This window comes from Roseateles sp. So40a (assembly GCF_048081605.1).
Lineage (GTDB): Bacteria > Pseudomonadota > Gammaproteobacteria > Burkholderiales > Burkholderiaceae_C > Roseateles.
The window spans coordinates 4,233,064-4,250,511 of the sequence record NZ_CP182288.1 but is presented as its reverse complement, the minus strand read 5'-3'; the positions used below and the strand labels follow the sequence as shown (position 1 = coordinate 4,250,511).

At 68.7% G+C, this 17,448-nt stretch carries 17 protein-coding genes; 8 read left to right on the top strand and 9 right to left on the bottom strand.

From position 1 onward, the window contains the following. Positions 1-2: 2 nt before the first annotated feature. The 4 genes from ACNI65_RS19310 to ACNI65_RS19295 are packed head-to-tail and all read right to left on the bottom strand — an operon-like array spanning position 3 to position 2,480. Positions 3-494, bottom strand: a complete 492-nt coding sequence (locus ACNI65_RS19310; RefSeq protein ID WP_416758744.1) for a hypothetical protein — start codon at positions 492-494, stop codon at positions 3-5. A 3-nt stretch (positions 495-497) separates the two neighbouring features. Continuing rightward, positions 498-950 (bottom strand): hypothetical protein, encoded by a 453-nt coding sequence (locus tag ACNI65_RS19305; RefSeq protein WP_416758742.1) that lies wholly within the window; start codon positions 948-950, stop codon positions 498-500. Between the two features lie 57 nt (positions 951-1,007). Further along, positions 1,008-1,892: a PAAR-like domain-containing protein gene (locus tag ACNI65_RS19300; protein ID WP_416758740.1), complete on the bottom strand. Its 885-nt coding sequence runs from the start codon at positions 1,890-1,892 to the stop codon at positions 1,008-1,010. A gap of 30 nt (positions 1,893-1,922) precedes the next feature. Then, positions 1,923-2,480 carry a hypothetical protein gene (locus ACNI65_RS19295; RefSeq protein ID WP_416758739.1) on the bottom strand — a complete coding sequence of 186 codons (558 nt, stop codon included), beginning with the start codon at positions 2,478-2,480 and terminating at the stop codon, positions 1,923-1,925. Between the two features lie 161 nt (positions 2,481-2,641). Here ACNI65_RS19295 and ACNI65_RS19290 point away from each other — a divergent pair, with 161 nt between their 5' ends. The 8 genes from ACNI65_RS19290 to ACNI65_RS19255 all read left to right on the top strand — a co-directional run bounded on the left by ACNI65_RS19290 (position 2,642) and on the right by ACNI65_RS19255 (position 12,854). After that, entirely contained in the window at positions 2,642-3,820 is a 1,179-nt protein-coding gene (locus ACNI65_RS19290; protein WP_416758738.1) for an isovaleryl-CoA dehydrogenase, read from the top strand. 56 nt (positions 3,821-3,876) lie between these two features. Then, positions 3,877-4,554: a carbonate dehydratase gene (can, locus tag ACNI65_RS19285; protein ID WP_416758737.1), complete on the top strand. Its 678-nt coding sequence runs from the start codon at positions 3,877-3,879 to the stop codon at positions 4,552-4,554. A 14-nt stretch (positions 4,555-4,568) separates the two neighbouring features. Next, positions 4,569-6,413, top strand: coding sequence for a bifunctional isocitrate dehydrogenase kinase/phosphatase (gene aceK / locus ACNI65_RS19280; protein ID WP_416758736.1), 1,845 nt, complete (start codon positions 4,569-4,571; stop codon positions 6,411-6,413). Between the two features lie 50 nt (positions 6,414-6,463). Continuing rightward, the gene (locus ACNI65_RS19275) at positions 6,464-7,642 is read left to right on the top strand and encodes an acetyl-CoA C-acyltransferase (protein ID WP_416758735.1); all 1,179 of its coding nucleotides are present in this window, start codon (positions 6,464-6,466) and stop codon (positions 7,640-7,642) included. Positions 7,643-7,649: 7 nt separating this feature from the next. Beyond that, positions 7,650-8,318 carry an SDR family oxidoreductase gene (locus tag ACNI65_RS19270; protein WP_416758733.1) on the top strand — a complete coding sequence of 223 codons (669 nt, stop codon included), beginning with the start codon at positions 7,650-7,652 and terminating at the stop codon, positions 8,316-8,318. A 139-nt stretch (positions 8,319-8,457) separates the two neighbouring features. After that, positions 8,458-9,891 carry a hypothetical protein gene (locus ACNI65_RS19265; protein WP_416758732.1) on the top strand — a complete coding sequence of 478 codons (1,434 nt, stop codon included), beginning with the start codon at positions 8,458-8,460 and terminating at the stop codon, positions 9,889-9,891. Positions 9,892-9,893: 2 nt separating this feature from the next. Further along, complete coding sequence (locus tag ACNI65_RS19260) at positions 9,894-11,024, top strand: acyl-CoA dehydrogenase family protein (RefSeq protein ID WP_416758731.1); 1,131 nt, start codon at positions 9,894-9,896, stop codon at positions 11,022-11,024. 156 nt (positions 11,025-11,180) lie between these two features. Then, positions 11,181-12,854, top strand: a complete 1,674-nt coding sequence (locus ACNI65_RS19255) for a PQQ-binding-like beta-propeller repeat protein (RefSeq protein ID WP_416758730.1) — start codon at positions 11,181-11,183, stop codon at positions 12,852-12,854. A 150-nt stretch (positions 12,855-13,004) separates the two neighbouring features. On the opposite strand, the gene ACNI65_RS19250 is transcribed toward ACNI65_RS19255, so the two are convergent. The 5 genes from ACNI65_RS19250 to ACNI65_RS19230 form a co-directional block, all read right to left on the bottom strand. Then, a complete protein-coding gene (locus tag ACNI65_RS19250; protein ID WP_416758729.1) occupies positions 13,005-13,715 on the bottom strand; it encodes a hypothetical protein in 711 nt (236 codons plus the stop codon). Between the two features lie 55 nt (positions 13,716-13,770). Then, positions 13,771-13,968 carry a hypothetical protein gene (locus ACNI65_RS19245; protein ID WP_416758727.1) on the bottom strand — a complete coding sequence of 66 codons (198 nt, stop codon included), beginning with the start codon at positions 13,966-13,968 and terminating at the stop codon, positions 13,771-13,773. A gap of 215 nt (positions 13,969-14,183) precedes the next feature. Further along, a complete protein-coding gene (locus tag ACNI65_RS19240; RefSeq protein WP_416758726.1) occupies positions 14,184-14,891 on the bottom strand; it encodes a hypothetical protein in 708 nt (235 codons plus the stop codon). A gap of 245 nt (positions 14,892-15,136) precedes the next feature. Further along, positions 15,137-16,060 (bottom strand): ZIP family metal transporter, encoded by a 924-nt coding sequence (locus ACNI65_RS19235; RefSeq protein WP_416758725.1) that lies wholly within the window; start codon positions 16,058-16,060, stop codon positions 15,137-15,139. Further along, positions 16,047-17,447, bottom strand: coding sequence for a class II fumarate hydratase (locus ACNI65_RS19230; RefSeq protein WP_416758724.1), 1,401 nt, complete (start codon positions 17,445-17,447; stop codon positions 16,047-16,049). The genes ACNI65_RS19235 and ACNI65_RS19230 overlap by 14 nt, the downstream gene beginning before the upstream one ends. Position 17,448 lies beyond the last annotated feature (1 nt).

The window sequence follows — 17,448 nt, the reverse complement described above, 5'->3', positions numbered from 1 at the left end:
GGTCAGCACCATTGGCCCGCGTCGTCCAGACCGATCGGCCAGTAGGGCATCGCGGTGGCGAGCTCGACGGACTCGTCGTCGCCGGCCTCGGCCAGCCAGCCCAGCAGCAGGTCCTGCGGCGCGACGCGGCGTTCCAGCGGCAGCGTGCGGTTGAGCGCATCCACACGCAGCCAGAAGTGGCGGATGAACCAGACGAATTCAGGCGCGGACGCGGGTCCGGCCGCGCGCTGCGCGTAGGCCTCGTCCAGTGCCTCGTCGCGCGACATGCCCGGCTGCTGCGCCGAGGCGATGCAGCCGCGCCACCAGCGCAGGCAATGGTCGTGCAGGTAGACGTAGCCCTCGCGGTACTGCTCGAACAGCGCGCGCAGCGCCTCGTCGGCGTCCTGGGGCTCGGGGGAGACGTCGGGCACGGGCGTGCCGCCGTCGACGTCGCGCGGCGCGCCAAGCAGGCGGTCCAGGCCGCGGTCGACGCGGTGAAGCAGGTCAGCATCCATCGTTCAGCACTCCAGTCCGTCCTGCGGGTCCACGCCGATCGGCACGTACACCACGCCCTGCATCACCTCGTACAGCTCGGGCGCGACCGTCGACAGGTCGTTCACCAGCAGGTCGATCGGGCGCTCGCGGTCGATGGTGGGCGGCGTCTCGTCGCGGCCCCAGCCGCCGTCGGCGTCCGTGTCGATCTCGGATCCATCGGCCTCGCCGCGCGCCTGCTCGAAGCGCTCGTTGAGCTCGATCACCTTGAACCAGTACTCGCGCAACAGCCCCAGCACGCGCGGATGCGCGGCCGGGCCGGCGGGCCAGCGGCGATGGAACGGGGACTTGGCGTCGAACGGACGCTGCTCGGTGTGCGGGTAGCCGCAGCGGTCGTCCCACCACTGCAGGGCCTCGGCCACGCGGGGCCGCAGGGCCGCGACGTAGTCGTCGCGGAGCGCTCGGAAATCGTCATGCACGCTGGAACATCCTTTCGATGGCGGCGGAGTGACTGCAGAGGGCGGCGGGGTGGCGCCTTACAGGTCCTTGAGGACACGCCGGGCAAAGGCCGCGGCCTGCGAGCCCTGGCTGTTGGAGTGGCGGCGGCAATGCGGCTTCACCATCTCCTTCTTGGACATTTTCTGCTTGAAGCCGGTGGGGTCCGTGTCCGTCGGTTCGATGTGGCAGCCGCCCAGGGCCCAGGCCACGCACAGCGGTGGCTGGTGGTCGGGCGTCATCGCCTCGCGGGCGCGCGAGGCGTACTTGCCGCCGCTGCGGCTGAGGAACTCCGCCTCGTTGCGCAGCCAGTTGCCGAAGGCGGCCGGGTTGGTGGGGTCGACGGTGACCGGTTCCTCGCCGGCGGCCTTCTGGCGCGCGCATTCCCAGCAGGTCTTGCCCTTGACCGCCTCGTCCTGCTCGGAGGTGATCGCCGGCGAATCGCGGTCGCGGTCGTAGGGCGGGCAGGGGCCCTTGTCGGAGACATCGCCCAGCTCGAGCTTGAAGTTCACGACGGCGGCCGCGTCGATGCAGTTGGGCGGATCGCTGGCCGTGTTCTGACCCATCATGTGGCCGTGGCAGGCCACGCCCTTGCCCTCGACCTTCACCGTGCGGGACCAGTTCTTGAACGAGCCCTTGCCCTTGGTCTTGTGGGTGACGACGCCCCCGCCCTGGTTGCCGGGCTCGTCGCCGGTGCTGGTGGACACCTCGGACTTGTTCTCGAGCGCCGTCGGATTGCGCTGGATGGAGACGGTGACGCTGCCCTTGGTCAGGTCGGAGGCCTGCAGCAGGTTGATGTAGGGCACCGGCACCGGGCCGGTGGGCGGCGGCGGCGGGGACAGGCAGACATCCAGCGGCGCGATGCCCTTGCCGCCGCTGCCGCGGTGGAACAGGCCCATGCCCTCGGCGAAGACGGTGTTGCTCATGCGATCGGGGTGCGCGGGCGGTCGGCCGCGTCAGTTGAGTTCGACCGAGCCACCGCTGATCCGGTGCACGCCGCTGGCGCGGCTGGAGATGTAGGTGCCGCGCAGCAGGATCTTGCCCTCGCGCGTGAGCGTGATGCTGGCCTGGCCGCAGCGCAGCACCAGCTGGCGGCGGGCGTCGACGACGACCCGCTCGCCGTCCACCTCGAGCTCGAAGGGCGGGGTGCCCGCATCGGGCGCATCGGCTGCATGGACCGCATCGAGCGCATCGGCCGGGGCGTCAGATCCATCCTGGATCACGCCGGTGACGATGGGCCCGGCCGCTTCATGGACGACCAGCACCTGCCGGCCCACCATCGCCGGGCTCAGCCGGACGACGGTGCGCGCGGTCTGGACCGCGCCGGGGCCGTCGAGCAGCACCTGGCCGCCCGCGCCCAGGCCGGCGAGCGTCTGCACCGACACGCCCGCCGTGGCCGGCGCCGTGGCCGGCGCGGGTCCGGTCATCGAGCGCATCAGCGCCCGGGTGGCGGGGCAGGGGGTGTCGTCCGGCTCGTTCAGCGCAGGGCCGGTCGCGGGGGCGGAGGTCAGCATGCGGTCCATTGTTGGTGGGGGGTTCCCGGCGCGAGCGTGACCTTGGTCACCGAAACGCCCCTTGTTGGGTCTACAATTGACGTTTACGTAAACGTAAGACAACGAATTGCCCAGCGCGGATCCCAGGAGGTCCGCGTGGAGGCGGTCGAGGAGACATTCCCATGAGCCTGCCCGGTCTGAACTTCCATCTCGGCGAGGACATCGACGCGCTGCGCGACGCGGTGCGCGAGTTCGCCCAAGCCGAGATCGCCCCCCGAGCCGCGGAGATCGACCGCAGCGACCAGTTCCCGATGGACCTGTGGCGCAAGATGGGCGACCTGGGCGTCCTGGGCGTCACCGTGCCCGAGGAATACGGCGGCGCGGGCCTGGGCTACCTGGCGCACATGGTGGCGATGGAGGAGATCTCCCGCGCCAGCGCCTCGGTGGGCCTGAGCTACGGCGCCCATTCCAACCTGTGCGTCAACCAGATCAAGCGCAACGGCACCGACGCCCAGAAGCAGAAGTACCTGCCCAAGCTGATCTCCGGCGAGCACGTCGGCGCGCTGGCGATGAGCGAGCCGGGCGCCGGCTCCGACGTCGTGTCGATGAAGCTGCGCGCCGAGGACAAGGGCGGCTTCTACGTCCTCAACGGCAACAAGATGTGGATCACCAACGGTCCCGACGCGGACACGCTGGTCGTCTATGCCAAGACCGAACCCGAACTCGGCGCCCGCGGCATGACCGCGTTCCTGATCGAGAAGGGCATGAAGGGCTTCTCCATCGCGCAGAAGCTGGACAAGCTCGGCATGCGCGGCAGCCACACCGGCGAGCTGGTCTTCCAGAACGTCGAGGTCCCGGCCGAGAACGTCCTGGGCCAGGTCGGCGGCGGCACCAAGGTGCTGATGTCGGGCCTGGACTACGAGCGCGCCGTGCTGGCCGCCGGTCCGATCGGCATCATGCAGGCGGTGATGGACAACGTCGTCCCCTACATCCACGACCGCAAGCAGTTCGGCCAGTCCATCGGCGAGTTCCAGCTGATCCAGGGCAAGGTCGCCGACATGTACACCGTGCTGCAGGCCGCCCGCGCGTTCTGCTACACGGTCGGCAAGAACCTCGACGCACTGGACGGCGCCCATGTCCGCCAGGTCCGCAAGGACTGCGCCTCGGTGATCCTGTGGTGCGCCGAGAAGGCCACCTGGATGGCCGGCGAGGGCATCCAGATCTTCGGCGGCAATGGCTACATCAACGAGTACCCGCTGGGCCGACTGTGGCGTGACGCGAAGCTCTACGAAATCGGCGCGGGCACGTCGGAGATCCGCCGGATGCTGATCGGTCGCGAGCTCTTCGCCGAAACGATGTGAGGCCTTCGCGGTTGCCTGATGCCCGCCCGGCCCCGTAACCGCGACAATCCCCGCCCATGAGCACGACGAACGAACTGCAAGACCTGCTGGACAACAACAAGCGCTGGGCCGCCGAGACCGAACAGGACTCGCCCGGTTTCTTCTCGCGCCTGCTGAAGCAGCAGACCCCGCAATACCTCTGGATCGGCTGCGCCGACAGCCGCGTCCCGGCCAATGAGCTCGTGGACCTGCTGCCCGGCGAGCTCTTCGTCCATCGCAACGTCGCCAACGTCGTAGTCCATTCGGACCTGAACTGCCTGTCCGTCATGCAGTTCGCCGTGGACCAGCTCCAGGTGCGGCACATCATCATCGTGGGCCACAGCAATTGCGGCGGCGTGCGCGCCGCGCTGCAGGACCTGCGCGTGGGCCTGGTCGACAACTGGCTGCGCCATGTCCAGGACGTGCGCAATCACCATCAGGACTGGCTGGACCAGCTGCCTGAGGACCAGCGCGTCAACGCGCTGTGCGAGCTCAACGTGCTGGAACAGGCCCGCAACGCCTGCCAGACGACCGTCGTCCAGGATGCCTGGTCGCGCGGCCAGTCGGTGGCGGTGCACGGCTGGGTCTACGGGCTGCACAACGGCCTGCTGAAGGACCTGAGCGTGACCGCGGCGAGCCACGAGGACGTCGCTCCCGCCTACCGCCGCGCGCTCGAGGCGCTGCACCGCCGCTACGACGCGGCCAAGGGCGGCTGAGCCCGCGCGGCGCCATGTTCCCGCACGAGCTCAACGATCCGCGCGCCTTCGAGATCGCGCAGGCGATGCTCGACGGGTTCGACAAGCACTACCGGCTCTTCCGCGAGGCCTCGGCCACCGCCAAGCAACGCTTCGAGCGGGCGGACTGGCACGGTCAGCAGCGCGCGCAGCGCGAACGCATCGAGTTCTACGACCTGCGCGTGGACGAGGCGGTCGCGCAGCTGGAACAGCGCTTCAAGACGAGCGCGCTGCCCAGCGAGGTCTGGCAGCAGGTCAAGCTGCACTACATCGGGCTGCTGACGCGGCATCTGCGGCCCGAGCTCGCCGAGACCTTCTTCAACTCGGTCACGACGCGCATCCTGCACCACAGCTACTTCCACAACGAATTCATCTTCGTGCGGCCGGCCATCTCCACCGAGTTCATCGAGAACGAGGAGCCCGCCGCGCAGCCGACCTACCGTTGCTACTACCCCTCGCAGGACACGCTGCGCGACACCTTCATGCGCATCGTCTGGAACTTCCAGCTCGCGCTGGAGTTCGAGGACCTCGGTCGCGACATCGACCTCGTGCTCAAGGCCGTGGGCGAGGAGCTGGGCGCCTTCCGCTGGCGCACCAACTTCCAGGTGCAGGTGCTGTCCTCGCTGTTCTTCCGCAACAAGGGCGCGTACATCGTCGGCAAGATCGTCAACGGCTTCACCGAGACGCCGTTCGCGCTGCCCATCCTGCACAAGGAACAGGCCGACGGCGCGAGCGACGCGATCGACGCGACGGGCGAGCGACAGCTCTACATCGATGCCGCGCTGTTCGGCGAGGACGAGCTGCAGATGCTGTTCAGCTTCGCGCGCGCGTACTTCCTCGTCGACATGGAGGTTCCGAGCGCCTACGTGCAGTTCCTGCGCTCGCTGATGCCGCGCAAGCCGCGCTCGGAGATCTACGCGACGCTGGGGCTGCAGAAACAGGGCAAGAACCTCTTCTACCGGGACTTCCTCAATCACCTGCGCCACAGCAGCGACAAGTTCCGCATCGCGCCCGGCATCAAGGGCATGGTGATGCTGGTGTTCGACCTGCCCTCGTACCCGTTCGTCTTCAAGGTCATCAAGGACTTCTACCCGCCGCAGAAGGACACGACCCGGGAGCAGATCCAGTCCAAGTACCTGCTCGTGAAGCAGCACGACCGCGTGGGCCGCATGGCCGACACGTTGGAGTACACGCGCGTGGCCTTCCCGCGCCATCGCTTCGAGGACGAGCTCGTGGCCGAGCTGCGGCATTTCTGCCCGTCGCTGCTGGAAGAGACGGGCGACGACCTCGTCATCAAGCACCTGTACATCGAGCGCCGCATGGTGCCGCTCAACATCTACCTGCAGGAGGCGTCGCCGGCGCAGCTCGCGCACGCGGTGGTGGAGTACGGCAACGCGATCAAGGACCTGGTGGCGGCCAACATCTTCCCCGGCGACATGTTGTGGAAGAACTTCGGCGTGACGCGTCATGGCAAGGTCGTCTTCTACGACTACGACGAGATCGAATACCTGACCGACTGCAACTTCCGCAAGGTGCCCACGCCGCGCAACGAGGAAGAGGAGCTGTCGGGCGAGGTCTGGTACCACGTCAACAAGCTCGACGTCTTCCCGGAGACCTTCGGCCCGTTCCTGCTCGGCCATCCCGGCGTGCGCGATGTCTTCATGGCGCATCACGCCGACCTGCTCGATGCGGCGTTCTGGCAGACCCACAAGGAGCGCATCCTGGCGGGTCATGTGGAGGATGTCTTCCCGTATGACCCGCACAAGCGCTTCCACGTCCGCGACGTGGCGCCGGCCCTGAAGGCGCCGGAGCCCCAGGACCGCGAGCTTCCGATCCACTGATCGCCGTCGACGCCCGACGGCATGCCCTGATTTCTTTGAAGGAGACCCCCATGTCCGATTCCATCGTCATCGTTTCCGCCGCCCGCACGCCGATCGGCGGCCTGCTGGGCGACTTCGCCGGTCTGGCCGCCTGGGAGCTGGGCGCCGTTGCGATCAAGGCGGCCGTCGAGCGCGCCGGTGTGCCGGCCGACGCGATCGAGGAGACCTTCCTCGGCAACTGCCTGATGGCGGGCCAGGGCCAGGCGCCGGCGCGCCAGGCGGTGCTCAAGGCCGGTCTGCCGCAATCGGTGGGCGCGGTCACGCTGTCCAAGATGTGCGGCGCGGGCATGCGCGCGGTCATGTTCGCGCACGACACGCTGAAGGCCGAGAGCGCCGACATCCTGATCGCCGGCGGCATGGAGTCCATGACCAACGCGCCGCACCTGATGTTCGCGCGCAAGGGCGTGAAGTACGGCGCGGCGCAGATGTACGACCACATGGCGCTGGACGGCCTGGAAGACGCGTACGAGCGCGGCAAGGCCATGGGCGTCTTCGCCGAGCAGTGCGTGGACAAGTACGCGTTCACGCGCGAAGCGCAGGACCAGTTCGCGATCGCCTCGACCGAGCGCAGCAAGCGCGCCAACGAGGACGGCAGCTTCGCGTGGGAGATCGCGCCGGTGACGATCGCCGGCAAGGGCGGTGACACCGTGATCTCGCGCGACGAGCAGCCGTTCAAGGCCAAGCTGGACAAGATCCCGACGCTCAAGCCCGCGTTCAAGAAGGACGGCTCGATCACGGCGGCGACCTCGTCGTCGATCTCCGACGGCGCCGCCGCGATGGTGCTGATGCGTGAATCGACCGCCAACAAGCTGGGCGTGAAGCCGGTGGCGCGCATCGTCGGCACGGCGGTGCACGCCAACGCGCCGGAGTGGTTCACGACCGCACCGGTGGGCGCGATCCAGAAGCTGCTGGCCAAGAACCAGTGGGATGCGAAGAGCGTGGATCTGTGGGAGGTCAACGAGGCTTTCGCCGCGGTCACGATGGCCGCGATGGCCGAGTTCAAGCTGCCGCACGAGATCGTCAACGTCAACGGCGGCGCGGTGGCGCTGGGCCATCCGATCGGCGCCTCGGGCGCGCGCATCCTGGTCACGCTGCTGGGCGCGCTGAAGCACCGCGGCCTCAAGCGCGGCGTGGCCGCGCTGTGCATCGGCGGTGGCGAGGCCACGGCGGTCGGCGTCGAGCTGATCTGAGGACGCGATGACGCAAGTCCTCATCATTGGCGCCTCGCGGGGCATCGGGCTGGAGCTGGTGAAGCAGCACCGTGAGCGCGGCGACACGGTCGTGGCCACGGCGCGCGACGACGCCAGCGTGGAGAAGCTGCGCACGCTGGGCGCGACGGCGATCAAGCTCGATGTGTCGGACATGATCAGCATCGCGGGTCTGGCCTGGCAGCTCGACGGGCATCAGTTCAACCGCGTGATGTACGTGGCGGGCGTGTACGGGCCCAAGACGATCGGCCTGCAGCCGCCGAGCCAGGCGGACTTCGACGCCGTGATGCACACGAACGTGCTGGGTCCGATGCGGGTGCTGCCGCAGCTGCTGGACGCGCTGGCGCCGGACGCGCGCATCGGCATCCTGTCCTCGCGGATGGGGTCGATGTCGCTGCGCGCGAACTCGGCGGGCTGGGTGTACCGGGCGTCGAAGGCGGCGGTGAACTCGGTGATGAAGGATTTGTCGCTGTCGCTGGAAGGCCGCGCGACCTGCGTGAGCCTGCATCCGGGCTGGGTGAAGACGGACATGGGCGGCCAGGAGGCCGACATCGACGTCGCGACCAGCGCGTCGAGCCTGCGCGCGGTGCTCGACGGCCTGCGTCCGGGCGACAACGGCGCGTTCTTCAACTACGACGGCAGCCCGCTGCCCTGGTGAGAACTCCCCTCGCGCAGGAGTAGATGGTCCGCGGTCTCCCGACTCCCTCTCCCGCTTGCGGGAGAGGGCAGGGGTGAGGGCCAGAGGCGGTGGCAGTACGGAGGCCCTGAGGGCAGGAACGATGAAGCGTTGGGCGCGAGTGAGTCTGAAGGTACTGGGCGGCTTGCTGCTTGGCGTCGTCACGCTCGCGGCGGCGTGGGCCGCGTTCAACAACCGCTACACCGACGACGCACCGCGGCCCGTGCCCGAGGCGCTGCGCGTGCCGCCGAGCAGCGTGCCCGCGGACCGCAACGCGATGTTCGCGTTGATCGGCCTGTCGCTGCCAGGCGATGACGCGCACGCGCAGGGTCTGAAGCGCTGGGCCGAGGTCGAAGCGGGCCAGTTGGAACAACCTGCCGACCCGCGGCGCTGGCCATCGCCAGACGAGGGTCCCGCGGGCACCGATGGCCAGCCGGTCGGCAAGACCTGGCACTGTGACACGCAGACGCAGGCCTGCGCCGCGTCGTGGATGCGCGAGGCCGCGTGTCTGCGTGCGCTGGCCGACGCGCACGCCGAGATCGGTCATCGCTGCGAGGCGCTGGCGCGGCCTGGCATGGCGATCGAGGAGCCGCTGCCCACGCGGCGTGCGGACTTGCGCACGGTCGGCGACGGCTACACGAGCCGCGCGATGGTCCTGCCCATGGCGCCCGCGGTCAGTTGCCTGCGCTGGTTGCAGCTGCGGGCCGCGCTCGCGGCGGCGTCAGGCGATCGCGCCGCGATGCTGGCGCGCCTCAGCCAAGCCAGCGCGCTGACGGGCGCGATGCTCGATGGCACGCGCACCCTGATCGGGGTGCAGGTCGCCGGCGCGATGGCGCGGAGCCACTGGCGGATCCTCACCGATCTGGCCGCGCTCGAGCCGGCCTCCGCGCCCGCGCTGCGAGCGCTGCTGCCGCCGCTGTCGCCCCGGGCGCTGGATGCCTCCGCCTGGATCCGCACGGAGGCGCAGTTCGGTCGGGAGTCGATCCGGGAGATGGCCTGCATCGACGATGCAGTGGCCGATCCGGCGGTGATCGCCTTTAAGCCGCCCGCGACGCCGATGCGTTGTGGCACGGCGCTCTGGTCCATGCCCAACGCCACGAGCCACCTGATGGACGAGCAATGGCTGCGGGCGCTCCAACTTGCCCCCGGCGGACCGCTGGAGATGCTCGACTGGTATCCGGACTCGACGACGGAAGACTTCTGGGACGCGCTGGCGTGGCGCAATTCCGTCGGACGCTTGCTGGTGGGAATCTCGGCACCGAACTATCAGGTCTACGCCCGCAAGCAGGCCTCGCTGCTGCTGCTCAACGAAGCCGCGCGCCTGGCGCTGGCCGCTGGCGAGATCGCGCCCGACCGCCGCGCCGAGTGGCTCGCCGCGCAACCGATGGACGCGCGCCTGCGCGAGCGGCTCTCGCTCGACGGCGACCGCATCGCCGCGCGCCTGTGGGAGCCCGTGTCCAGACAGTCCACGCTGCATTACCCCATTCCCCCCGGCGTCACGAGCGCCGACACCACCCCTGGGTCCCGCACGGGGCCCGCTCCGACCCGAAGCTGACCATGCTGCTCTCCGAAGACCACCGCGCCGTGCAGGACGCTGTCCGTGCCTACGTGCAAGACCAGATCGCGCCCAAGGCCGCCGAATGGGACAAGTCCCACCACTTCCCGGCCGAGCAGCTGAAAGGCCTGGCCGCGCTGGGCTGCTACGGCGTGGCCGTGCCCACCGAGTACGACGGCGCGGGCCTGGACTACCTGGCCCTGGCCATCATCCTGGAGGAGATCGGCGCCGGTGACGGCGCGACCTCCACGGTGGTCAGCGTCAACAACTGCCCGGTGTGCTCCATCCTGATGGCCTTCGGCAACGAGGACCAGAAGGAGCGCTTCCTCAAGCCGCTGGCGCGGGGCGACATGCTCGGCGCGTTCTGCCTGACCGAGCCGCATGTGGGCTCCGAGGCCGGCGGCCTGAAGACGACCGCGGTCCGCGAGGGCGACGATTACGTCATCAATGGGGTGAAGCAATTCATCACCAGCGGCAAGAACGGCGACGTCGCCATCGTGATGGCGGTGACCGACAAGGCCGCCGGCAAGAAGGGCATCTCGGCCTTCCTGGTGCCGACGGCCACGCCGGGTTACGTCGTGGCGCGCATCGAGGACAAGATGGGCCAGCACGCCAGCGACACGGCGCAGATCCTGTTCGAGAACTGCCGCGTGCCCGCTGCCAACCGGCTGGGCGAGGAAGGGCAGGGCCTGAAGATCGCGCTGTCGGGCCTGGAAGGCGGACGCATCGGGATCGCGTCGCAGTCGGTGGGCATGGCGCGCGCGGCCTTCGAGGCGGCGCTGCGTTACAGCAAGGAACGCGTGGCCTTCGGCGTGCCGATCTTCGAGCACCAGGCCATGCAGCACAAACTCGCCGACATGGCCACGCAGATCGAGGCCGCGCGCCAGCTGATCTGGCATGCGGCGTCGCTCAAGGACGCCGGCCAGCCCTGCCTGAAGGAAGCGGCGATGGCCAAGCTCTTCGCCAGCGAGATGGCCGAGCGCGTGTGCTCCGCCGCGATCCAGATCCATGGCGGTTACGGCTACGTGAGCGACTTCCCCGTGGAGCGCATCTATCGTGACGTGCGCGTGACGCAGATCTATGAAGGCACGTCCGAGGTGCAGAAGATCCTGATCGGCCGCGCGCTGGTCTGAGCGTCAGGACCCTCGCAACCCTCGGGACTTTCCCTCGGTTCCCACCTCGGGTGGGTTCCGCGCGCAGCCGCTCGCTGCTAGCCTGCGCGCGGCTCGAGGCACAACCTGGCACGCATGCACGTGACCTCCCTCGGGCCATTCAGGGAGAGAGAACACATGCGAACGATGCAAGCGCGGCGCGATGCCGCGTGGCGCGCCGCCATGCTGGCGGTGCTGACGGGTGGAACGGGCCTGGTCCTGAGCGGCTGCGGCGGCAGTCCCTTCGAGGACTCGCCCAAGGACATGTACGCGCTGAGCCAGTCCAGCGTCAGCTGCGACGCGGCGCCGGCGACCACCTGCGCCGACGTCAAGCTGTACGCCACCCCGATCAACGGCCTGACCACCGACTACCGTCCCGGCTGGGAAGAGCGCCCCGCGGTGGCCAACAACAAGGCCGTGGATCACGTCTACCGCGATCTGCAGGCCGACGGGCGGTGGCTGGTGAGCGTGGGTTTCACCACGGGACTCAAGGCCGGCACCTACAGCGGCACGATCGCCTTCGGCCAGGACCCCCTGAGCAACGCGCTGCCACCGGGTGAGCGCCGCTCGGTCAGCTTCAGCTATCGCTTGACCGTCACGGCGGACTCCGTCGCGCGGCCGCTGCAGGCAGTCAGCGGGGCGGTGGACTGGGCAGGGCCCGGCGGCACGCCTTCGCGCAACGGCTTCATCGCGGTGACGGTGGACCCCAGCAAGATCCAGCCGCGCTGGTCGCGCACCTTCCTGTCGCAGAACTATCCGGCGGCCAACGTGCTGCTGTCTCAGGGTCAGGTCGTGCTCCCGGGGCTGCGGCTGGAGGACGGCACCGCGACCGACACGGTCACCGTGCTGTCCGAGACCGATGGCCAACGCGTGTGGAGCGCCGCGCTGCCGGGCACGCCCAACCGGGCGCTGGCCTCAGGCGATCGCCTGCTGATCGCGGGCGCGGCTTCCAACGACGGCAAGACCTCGGCGATCTCGACGGTCGCGCGCGCCGATGGCGCCGTGCGCGCGCAGCAGTCGGTGGACACCATCGACATGGGCGACACCTGGGCGCTGAGCGGCGACACCCTGATCACGCCGGATCTGAACGGCCTGACGCTGAGCGCGCGCGGGCTGGACAGCCTGGGCACGGTGCGCTGGACCGCGCAGGCCTACAACCCGCCGCTGAACCTCGCCGGGCTCATCCGCTGGGGCGTGACGGTCGGCAACGGGCGGGTCCACGTCAACGCGGGCGACCGGTTGCGCGCTTTCGCGCTGGGCGACGGTACGCGCAACGTCGACATCGTCACGCCGGGCAAGTCGCCGGTGGTGCTGTTCAGCACGCCCCTCAACCAGCACCCGGTGCTGCTGGACGCGAGCACCGCGACGGTCATCACGAATCGCGACCTGCGCCCCGGCGAGGGCCGCGACAACCAATGGAGCGTCGTCGATCTGGCCGGCGGACAGACGCGCTGGACGCAGTCGGGCCGCTACATGGACCTGCCGGTCGGCAACAACGGCGTGGTCTACGCGTCCAACCAGGAAAACAAGACCATCGAGGCGCGCAGCATCGCCAACGGCAGCCTGCTGTGGTCGTGGCCGATGGACGCGGGCGACAGCTACTTCCAGCGCCAGATGGTGCTGACGAACCAGCACCTGTTCGTCTCGACCGATCGGCAGACCCTCGCCATCGATCTGGGCACGCACCAGGCGGTGTGGCGGTATGGCGCGGGCGGCGCGTTGGCGATGTCGGCCAACGGCACGCTGACGCTGATGGTGGAGCGCAGCGCGCTGTCCAACCGGCCGATGCTGGTGACCTTCGACGTCCGCTGACGCGGCGTCGCCTTCAAGAAGACCATCGATCCGATCAGGGAGAGAAGATGCATGTGCTGTCGGGACGGCCGCGCGCCGCCGTGGGGAAGGGCGCGTCCGCGTCGATGCCGCTGGTGATGGGGGTGCTCGCCGCCGCGATGCTGGCGGGCATCACGACGAGGGTGCCTGGCGGGTGTCCTCGGTGGGTGGCGGTGGCACTGGCTCGTCCGTGGTCGAGATGTGCAACTGTTCCAGCGTGACATCCAGGTCTCTGCACTTGCGAGGGAAGTGCGAGCACAGCAAGGTGGTCTTTCCCTGGGCTTGGGGTACCGACCCGTCCGTGAAGATGAACAGACCGGCAGCGACCGGATAGGGGTAACGGAGCGCCTCCTCGATGTCGGCCTGCTTGATCGGATCGAGGCGAGCGGCGTAACGGGCGAGATCGTGGAGGCCGTTCGAACTCCAGGTGCCGTCCATGCCGAAGGTCCCGTGGACGACGATCGCGGCGGTCATTCGTCCTTGACGAGGCGAGACCCGCAAGGAGCGAGCCGCCAGCGCGACGTCTGCGCACGCGGAGTAGCAGCCTCCACCCACGATCACATCCAGTTCCTGCGCGCGCCACGCGAGCCGGGCGCCTGGGATCGAGAACCCACCAGGCACATCGATCAGCCAGAGCTTCCGAATATTGGGGTCAGCATCGAGCTTCTCGATGACTTCATCGACTGTCTGATGAATCAACGCCGTGCTTCTGATGACGAGAGAATCCCCCGCGACATAAAGCGCTGATGTATTTTCAGGGGTGGATCGGGATTCAACGGAATGTGCCGAATTCGCGACCGCCAAGGTCAGCGCGGCCAATCCGAGACGAATGAATGTTTTCATGGCGATTGGTGCAATCGAGCCGCCCTCCGCATTGAGAGAGAGGGCGGCTCATTGCTTATTTGCCCGCAGCGGTCCAGAAAATGTCGAGGCAAGCCTGAACGTCTTGGTTCATGCACTTGATCCAGCGCCCCCAAGAGTCGTCTTTGGGTTCCTTGGCCGGATCCCCCGTGTAATGCCAGTCATCCCCCATGCCAGTCGCGCCGACCTCTCCTCCGGAGACGAGATCAATTTCCTGTTCAGTGAGCAGTTGCATATCCATTCCTGGTAGACGAGCCGAAACCGGTCGGCACTCCGAATCCCTGATTTATCCCTTTCGGGATTCATCGAGGAATGGGAGTCAGTCTAGGAATGAATTCAGCGCGTGGAAACCTGGGAGATTTGCTTAACAAATCTCGGCGGGTGTATCCACTCAAATGATTCGAAGATAATCGTAAAACCTACTCGAATGAGTAGGTTGATCCCAATATCTCACTCTTCGTCGATATTCAATCCACGCTGCCACACCGGCAACGCAGCCTCGAACATCGACGGGGCGCTTCCCAGCGCCTGCGGATCGCGGGCCAGCTTGATCCAGGCCAGCGTGTCGTGGTGGCTGCCCGGCAGCAGGTCCCGGCTGCGCTCGCTGACCAGCCACGCGTGCAGCGCGGCGTACTGCCCCGCGTGCCGTTGCGCCGCCCAGCTCAGCGCCACCAGGTCGCCGTAACCCTCCTCGCGGCGGGTCGACTTCATCGACAGGTAGGCCCGCTGCAGATCCGGGCTCAAACCGTCCGGTGCCTGTGCGGCGGAGAACCCCGCCGGCAAGTGGAACCACGCGCCTTCGAGGTAGCGACGGCAGTGGCCGAGTTCATGCGCGGCCATCAATTCGAGCGCGCTGTCCTCGAGACCCACGGGCAGGCGCGCGGTGGCGGCCTCGCCTTCGGGGTTGCCGCGCAGGCTGAGCACCAGCTTGCAGCGGCCGTCCTTGAATCCCAGCGCCAGCGGCGAGGCCTCCGGCGCATCCTGCGGCTGCACCACGACATCCACCGGCATGCCTTGCGCCTTGGCGTGTTGCAGCACCGGCGTCATGCCCGAGATCCAACGCAGTTCCAGCGACGTGAGGCCGGCGGCCGAGGCGGTCGTCGAGAACAGGGGGATCGCGGCGGCGATCGCGCACAGCGCGGCGGAGAACTTCTTCATCACGGCTCGGGTCCTGCGGTTGGAAGGGCAGAGCACCGATGGTGAAGGGCCGAGCGCCGCTTGTGCGCGGTCGCCGACGCGCGCCATCGCGATCAGCGTGACGGGTTGCCGCCCGCGCGCGGCGAGTTGTAAATCGACGGAATCGGCCTGGACGGGGACTCGTGATGCTTTGCACGCGCCCTCGGGTTCCCCCTCGCCCGCTTGCGGGCGAGGTAGGGGTGAGGGCCAGCGGCCGTGGCCGTGCGTCAGCCCAGCGCCGTGTCGAGCACCATCATCAGCGCGAAGCCGAGCATCAGCCCTTGCGTGGCCCAGCGCTCATGCCCCTTGCGATGCGACTCGGGAATGATCTCGTGGCTGATGACGAAGAGCATCGCGCCCGCCGCGAACCCCAGCCCCCACGGCAGCAGCAGCGGCCACGCCGACACCACCCACGCGCCGAGCACCGCGCCCACCGGCTCCACGAGCCCCGACGCCGCGCCCAGCAGCAGCGCCTTGCGCCGCGAGTACCCCACCGACATCAACGCCACCGCGATGACGAAACCCTCGGGCAGATCCTGGATCGCGATGGCCAGGCTCAGGCTGGCCGCCGCCACCGGATCATTCGCCGCGAAGGCCACGCCGATCGCCAAGCCCTCGGGCAGGTTGTGCAGCGTGACCGCGATCACGAACAGCGTCGTGCGCCGCAGCCGGGTCGGGTCCATGCCCTCGCGGCCCTTGATGAAGTGTTCATGCGGCAGCCAGCGGTCCATCGCCATCAGCGCCCACGCGCCCAGCAGCACCGCCAGCGCGACCTGCATCGCCGCGGCCGTCGGCGTCGCATGCTCGCGCGCCGCGGCCAGGCCCGGGATGATCAGCGAGAACGAACACGCCGCCAGCATCACGCCGGCGCCGAATCCCATCAGCGCGTCCTGCCCCCTCGCCGACAGGCTGCGCGTGCCCAGCGCGGGCAGCGTGCCGAAGGCCGTCGCCGCCGCCGCGAGCAGACCCGCCTGCAACGCCAGCCCGATCACCGATCCGTGGCCGACACCGGCCTCGGGCCGGATCCACGACCAGCACTGATGCAGCAGCACCGCCGCCCCCGCGAGCAGGATCGCGAACCCGAGCAGCTGGCGCAGCCGATGACGGCGAGCCAGCGCGGGATGGATCGCGTGAGGATCAGAGGCCGCCATCAGTCAGCTTCGCTGGATCCAGCATCTGCTGCAGCGTCGCGCGGTCGAAGTCGGTCATCTCCTCGGCCACGTCGAGGATGGGGCGCTTCTCCGCATACGCGCGCTTGGCGATCGCGGCGGCCTTCAGATAACCGATCTCGCGGTTCAGCGCGGTCACCAGGATCGGATTGCGCGCCAGCGCGTGCTGCAGGCCGTCGGTGTTGACCTTGAAGTCGCGGATCGCCTGCTCGGCCAGCGCCTTCGAGGCCGCCGCCAGCAGCGCCAGGCTGTCCAGCAGGTTGGTCGCGATCAGCGGCAGCATCACGTTCAGCTGGAAGTTGCCCGACTGCCCCGCGATCGTGATCGCCGCGTCATGGCCGATCACCTGCGCGCACACCATCGTGACCGCCTCCGGGATCACCGGATTGACCTTGCCCGGCATGATCGACGAGCCCGGCTGCAGCGCATGCAGCTCGATCTCGGCCAGACCCGCGAGCGGCCCCGAGTTCATCCATCGCAGGTCGTTGGCGATCTTCATCAGCGCCACCGCCAGGCCCTTGAGCGCGCCCGAGAGCGCCACCGCCGTGTCCTGCGCCGACAGCGCGGCGAAGAAGTCCGGCGCCGGCCGGAAGCTCAGGCCGGTGGCCGTGGAGAGCTCCTCGCAGAAGCGCCGCGCGAAGTCCGGGTGCGCGTTGATGCCGGTGCCCACCGCCGTGCCGCCCTGCGCGAGCTCGCACACGCAAGGCAACAGCGCGCGCAGCTGCGCGCGTCGCGCGTCGATCTGCGCGCACCAGCCGCCCAGCTCCTGGCCCAGGCGCAGCGGCATCGCGTCCATCAGGTGGGTGCGGCCGGTCTTGACGTGATGCCCGTCGCTGCCGATCTTGTCCTGCAGCGTCTGCACCAGCAGGTCCAGCGCCGGCAGCAGCTCGCCCTGCAGCGCCTGCGCCGCGCTGATGTGCAGCACGGTGGGGATGGAGTCATTGCTGCTCTGGCCCGCGTTGACGTGGTCGTTGGGGCTGACCGACAGCGGGTTGGCCGCGCCGGTGCCGATGAGCCGCGTGGCCAGCGTGGCGATCACCTCGTTGGCGTTCATGTTGGAGCTGGTGCCCGATCCGGTCTGGAAGATCTCCACCGGGAAGTGGTTCATCAGCGCCGGGTCCTGCAGCAGCTGCGTGGCCGCGCGGTCGATGGCCTGGCCGATGTCGGCAGGCAGTTGCTCCAGCGCGATGTTGGCGCGCGCCGCGGCGGCCTTCTGCAGCACCAGCGCGCGCACGAAACGCTCGGGCATCGGCTGGCGGCTGATGGCGAAGTTCTCGACGGCACGCTGGGTCTGCGCGCCGTACAGCGCGTCGACGGGCACGGCGACATCGCCCATGGAGTCGCGTTCGATGCGGGTGGCCTTGGTCATC

Coding starts and splice junctions, on each gene's coding strand:
- ACNI65_RS19235 (WP_416758725.1), bottom strand. CDS start 16,060: ATGGCGGCCTCTGATCCTCACGCGATCCATCCCGCGCTGGCTCGCCGT.
- ACNI65_RS19230 (WP_416758724.1), bottom strand. CDS start 17,447: ATGACCAAGGCCACCCGCATCGAACGCGACTCCATGGGCGATGTCGCC.
- ACNI65_RS19250 (WP_416758729.1), bottom strand. CDS start 13,715: ATGAAAACATTCATTCGTCTCGGATTGGCCGCGCTGACCTTGGCGGTC.
- ACNI65_RS19245 (WP_416758727.1), bottom strand. CDS start 13,968: ATGCAACTGCTCACTGAACAGGAAATTGATCTCGTCTCCGGAGGAGAG.
- ACNI65_RS19295 (WP_416758739.1), bottom strand. CDS start 2,480: ATGCTGACCTCCGCCCCCGCGACCGGCCCTGCGCTGAACGAGCCGGAC.
- ACNI65_RS19310 (WP_416758744.1), bottom strand. CDS start 494: ATGGATGCTGACCTGCTTCACCGCGTCGACCGCGGCCTGGACCGCCTG.
- can (WP_416758737.1), top strand. CDS start 3,877: ATGAGCACGACGAACGAACTGCAAGACCTGCTGGACAACAACAAGCGC.
- ACNI65_RS19270 (WP_416758733.1), top strand. CDS start 7,650: ATGACGCAAGTCCTCATCATTGGCGCCTCGCGGGGCATCGGGCTGGAG.
- aceK (WP_416758736.1), top strand. CDS start 4,569: ATGTTCCCGCACGAGCTCAACGATCCGCGCGCCTTCGAGATCGCGCAG.
- ACNI65_RS19260 (WP_416758731.1), top strand. CDS start 9,894: ATGCTGCTCTCCGAAGACCACCGCGCCGTGCAGGACGCTGTCCGTGCC.
- ACNI65_RS19275 (WP_416758735.1), top strand. CDS start 6,464: ATGTCCGATTCCATCGTCATCGTTTCCGCCGCCCGCACGCCGATCGGC.
- ACNI65_RS19300 (WP_416758740.1), bottom strand. CDS start 1,892: ATGAGCAACACCGTCTTCGCCGAGGGCATGGGCCTGTTCCACCGCGGC.
- ACNI65_RS19255 (WP_416758730.1), top strand. CDS start 11,181: ATGCGAACGATGCAAGCGCGGCGCGATGCCGCGTGGCGCGCCGCCATG.
- ACNI65_RS19290 (WP_416758738.1), top strand. CDS start 2,642: ATGAGCCTGCCCGGTCTGAACTTCCATCTCGGCGAGGACATCGACGCG.
- ACNI65_RS19240 (WP_416758726.1), bottom strand. CDS start 14,891: ATGAAGAAGTTCTCCGCCGCGCTGTGCGCGATCGCCGCCGCGATCCCC.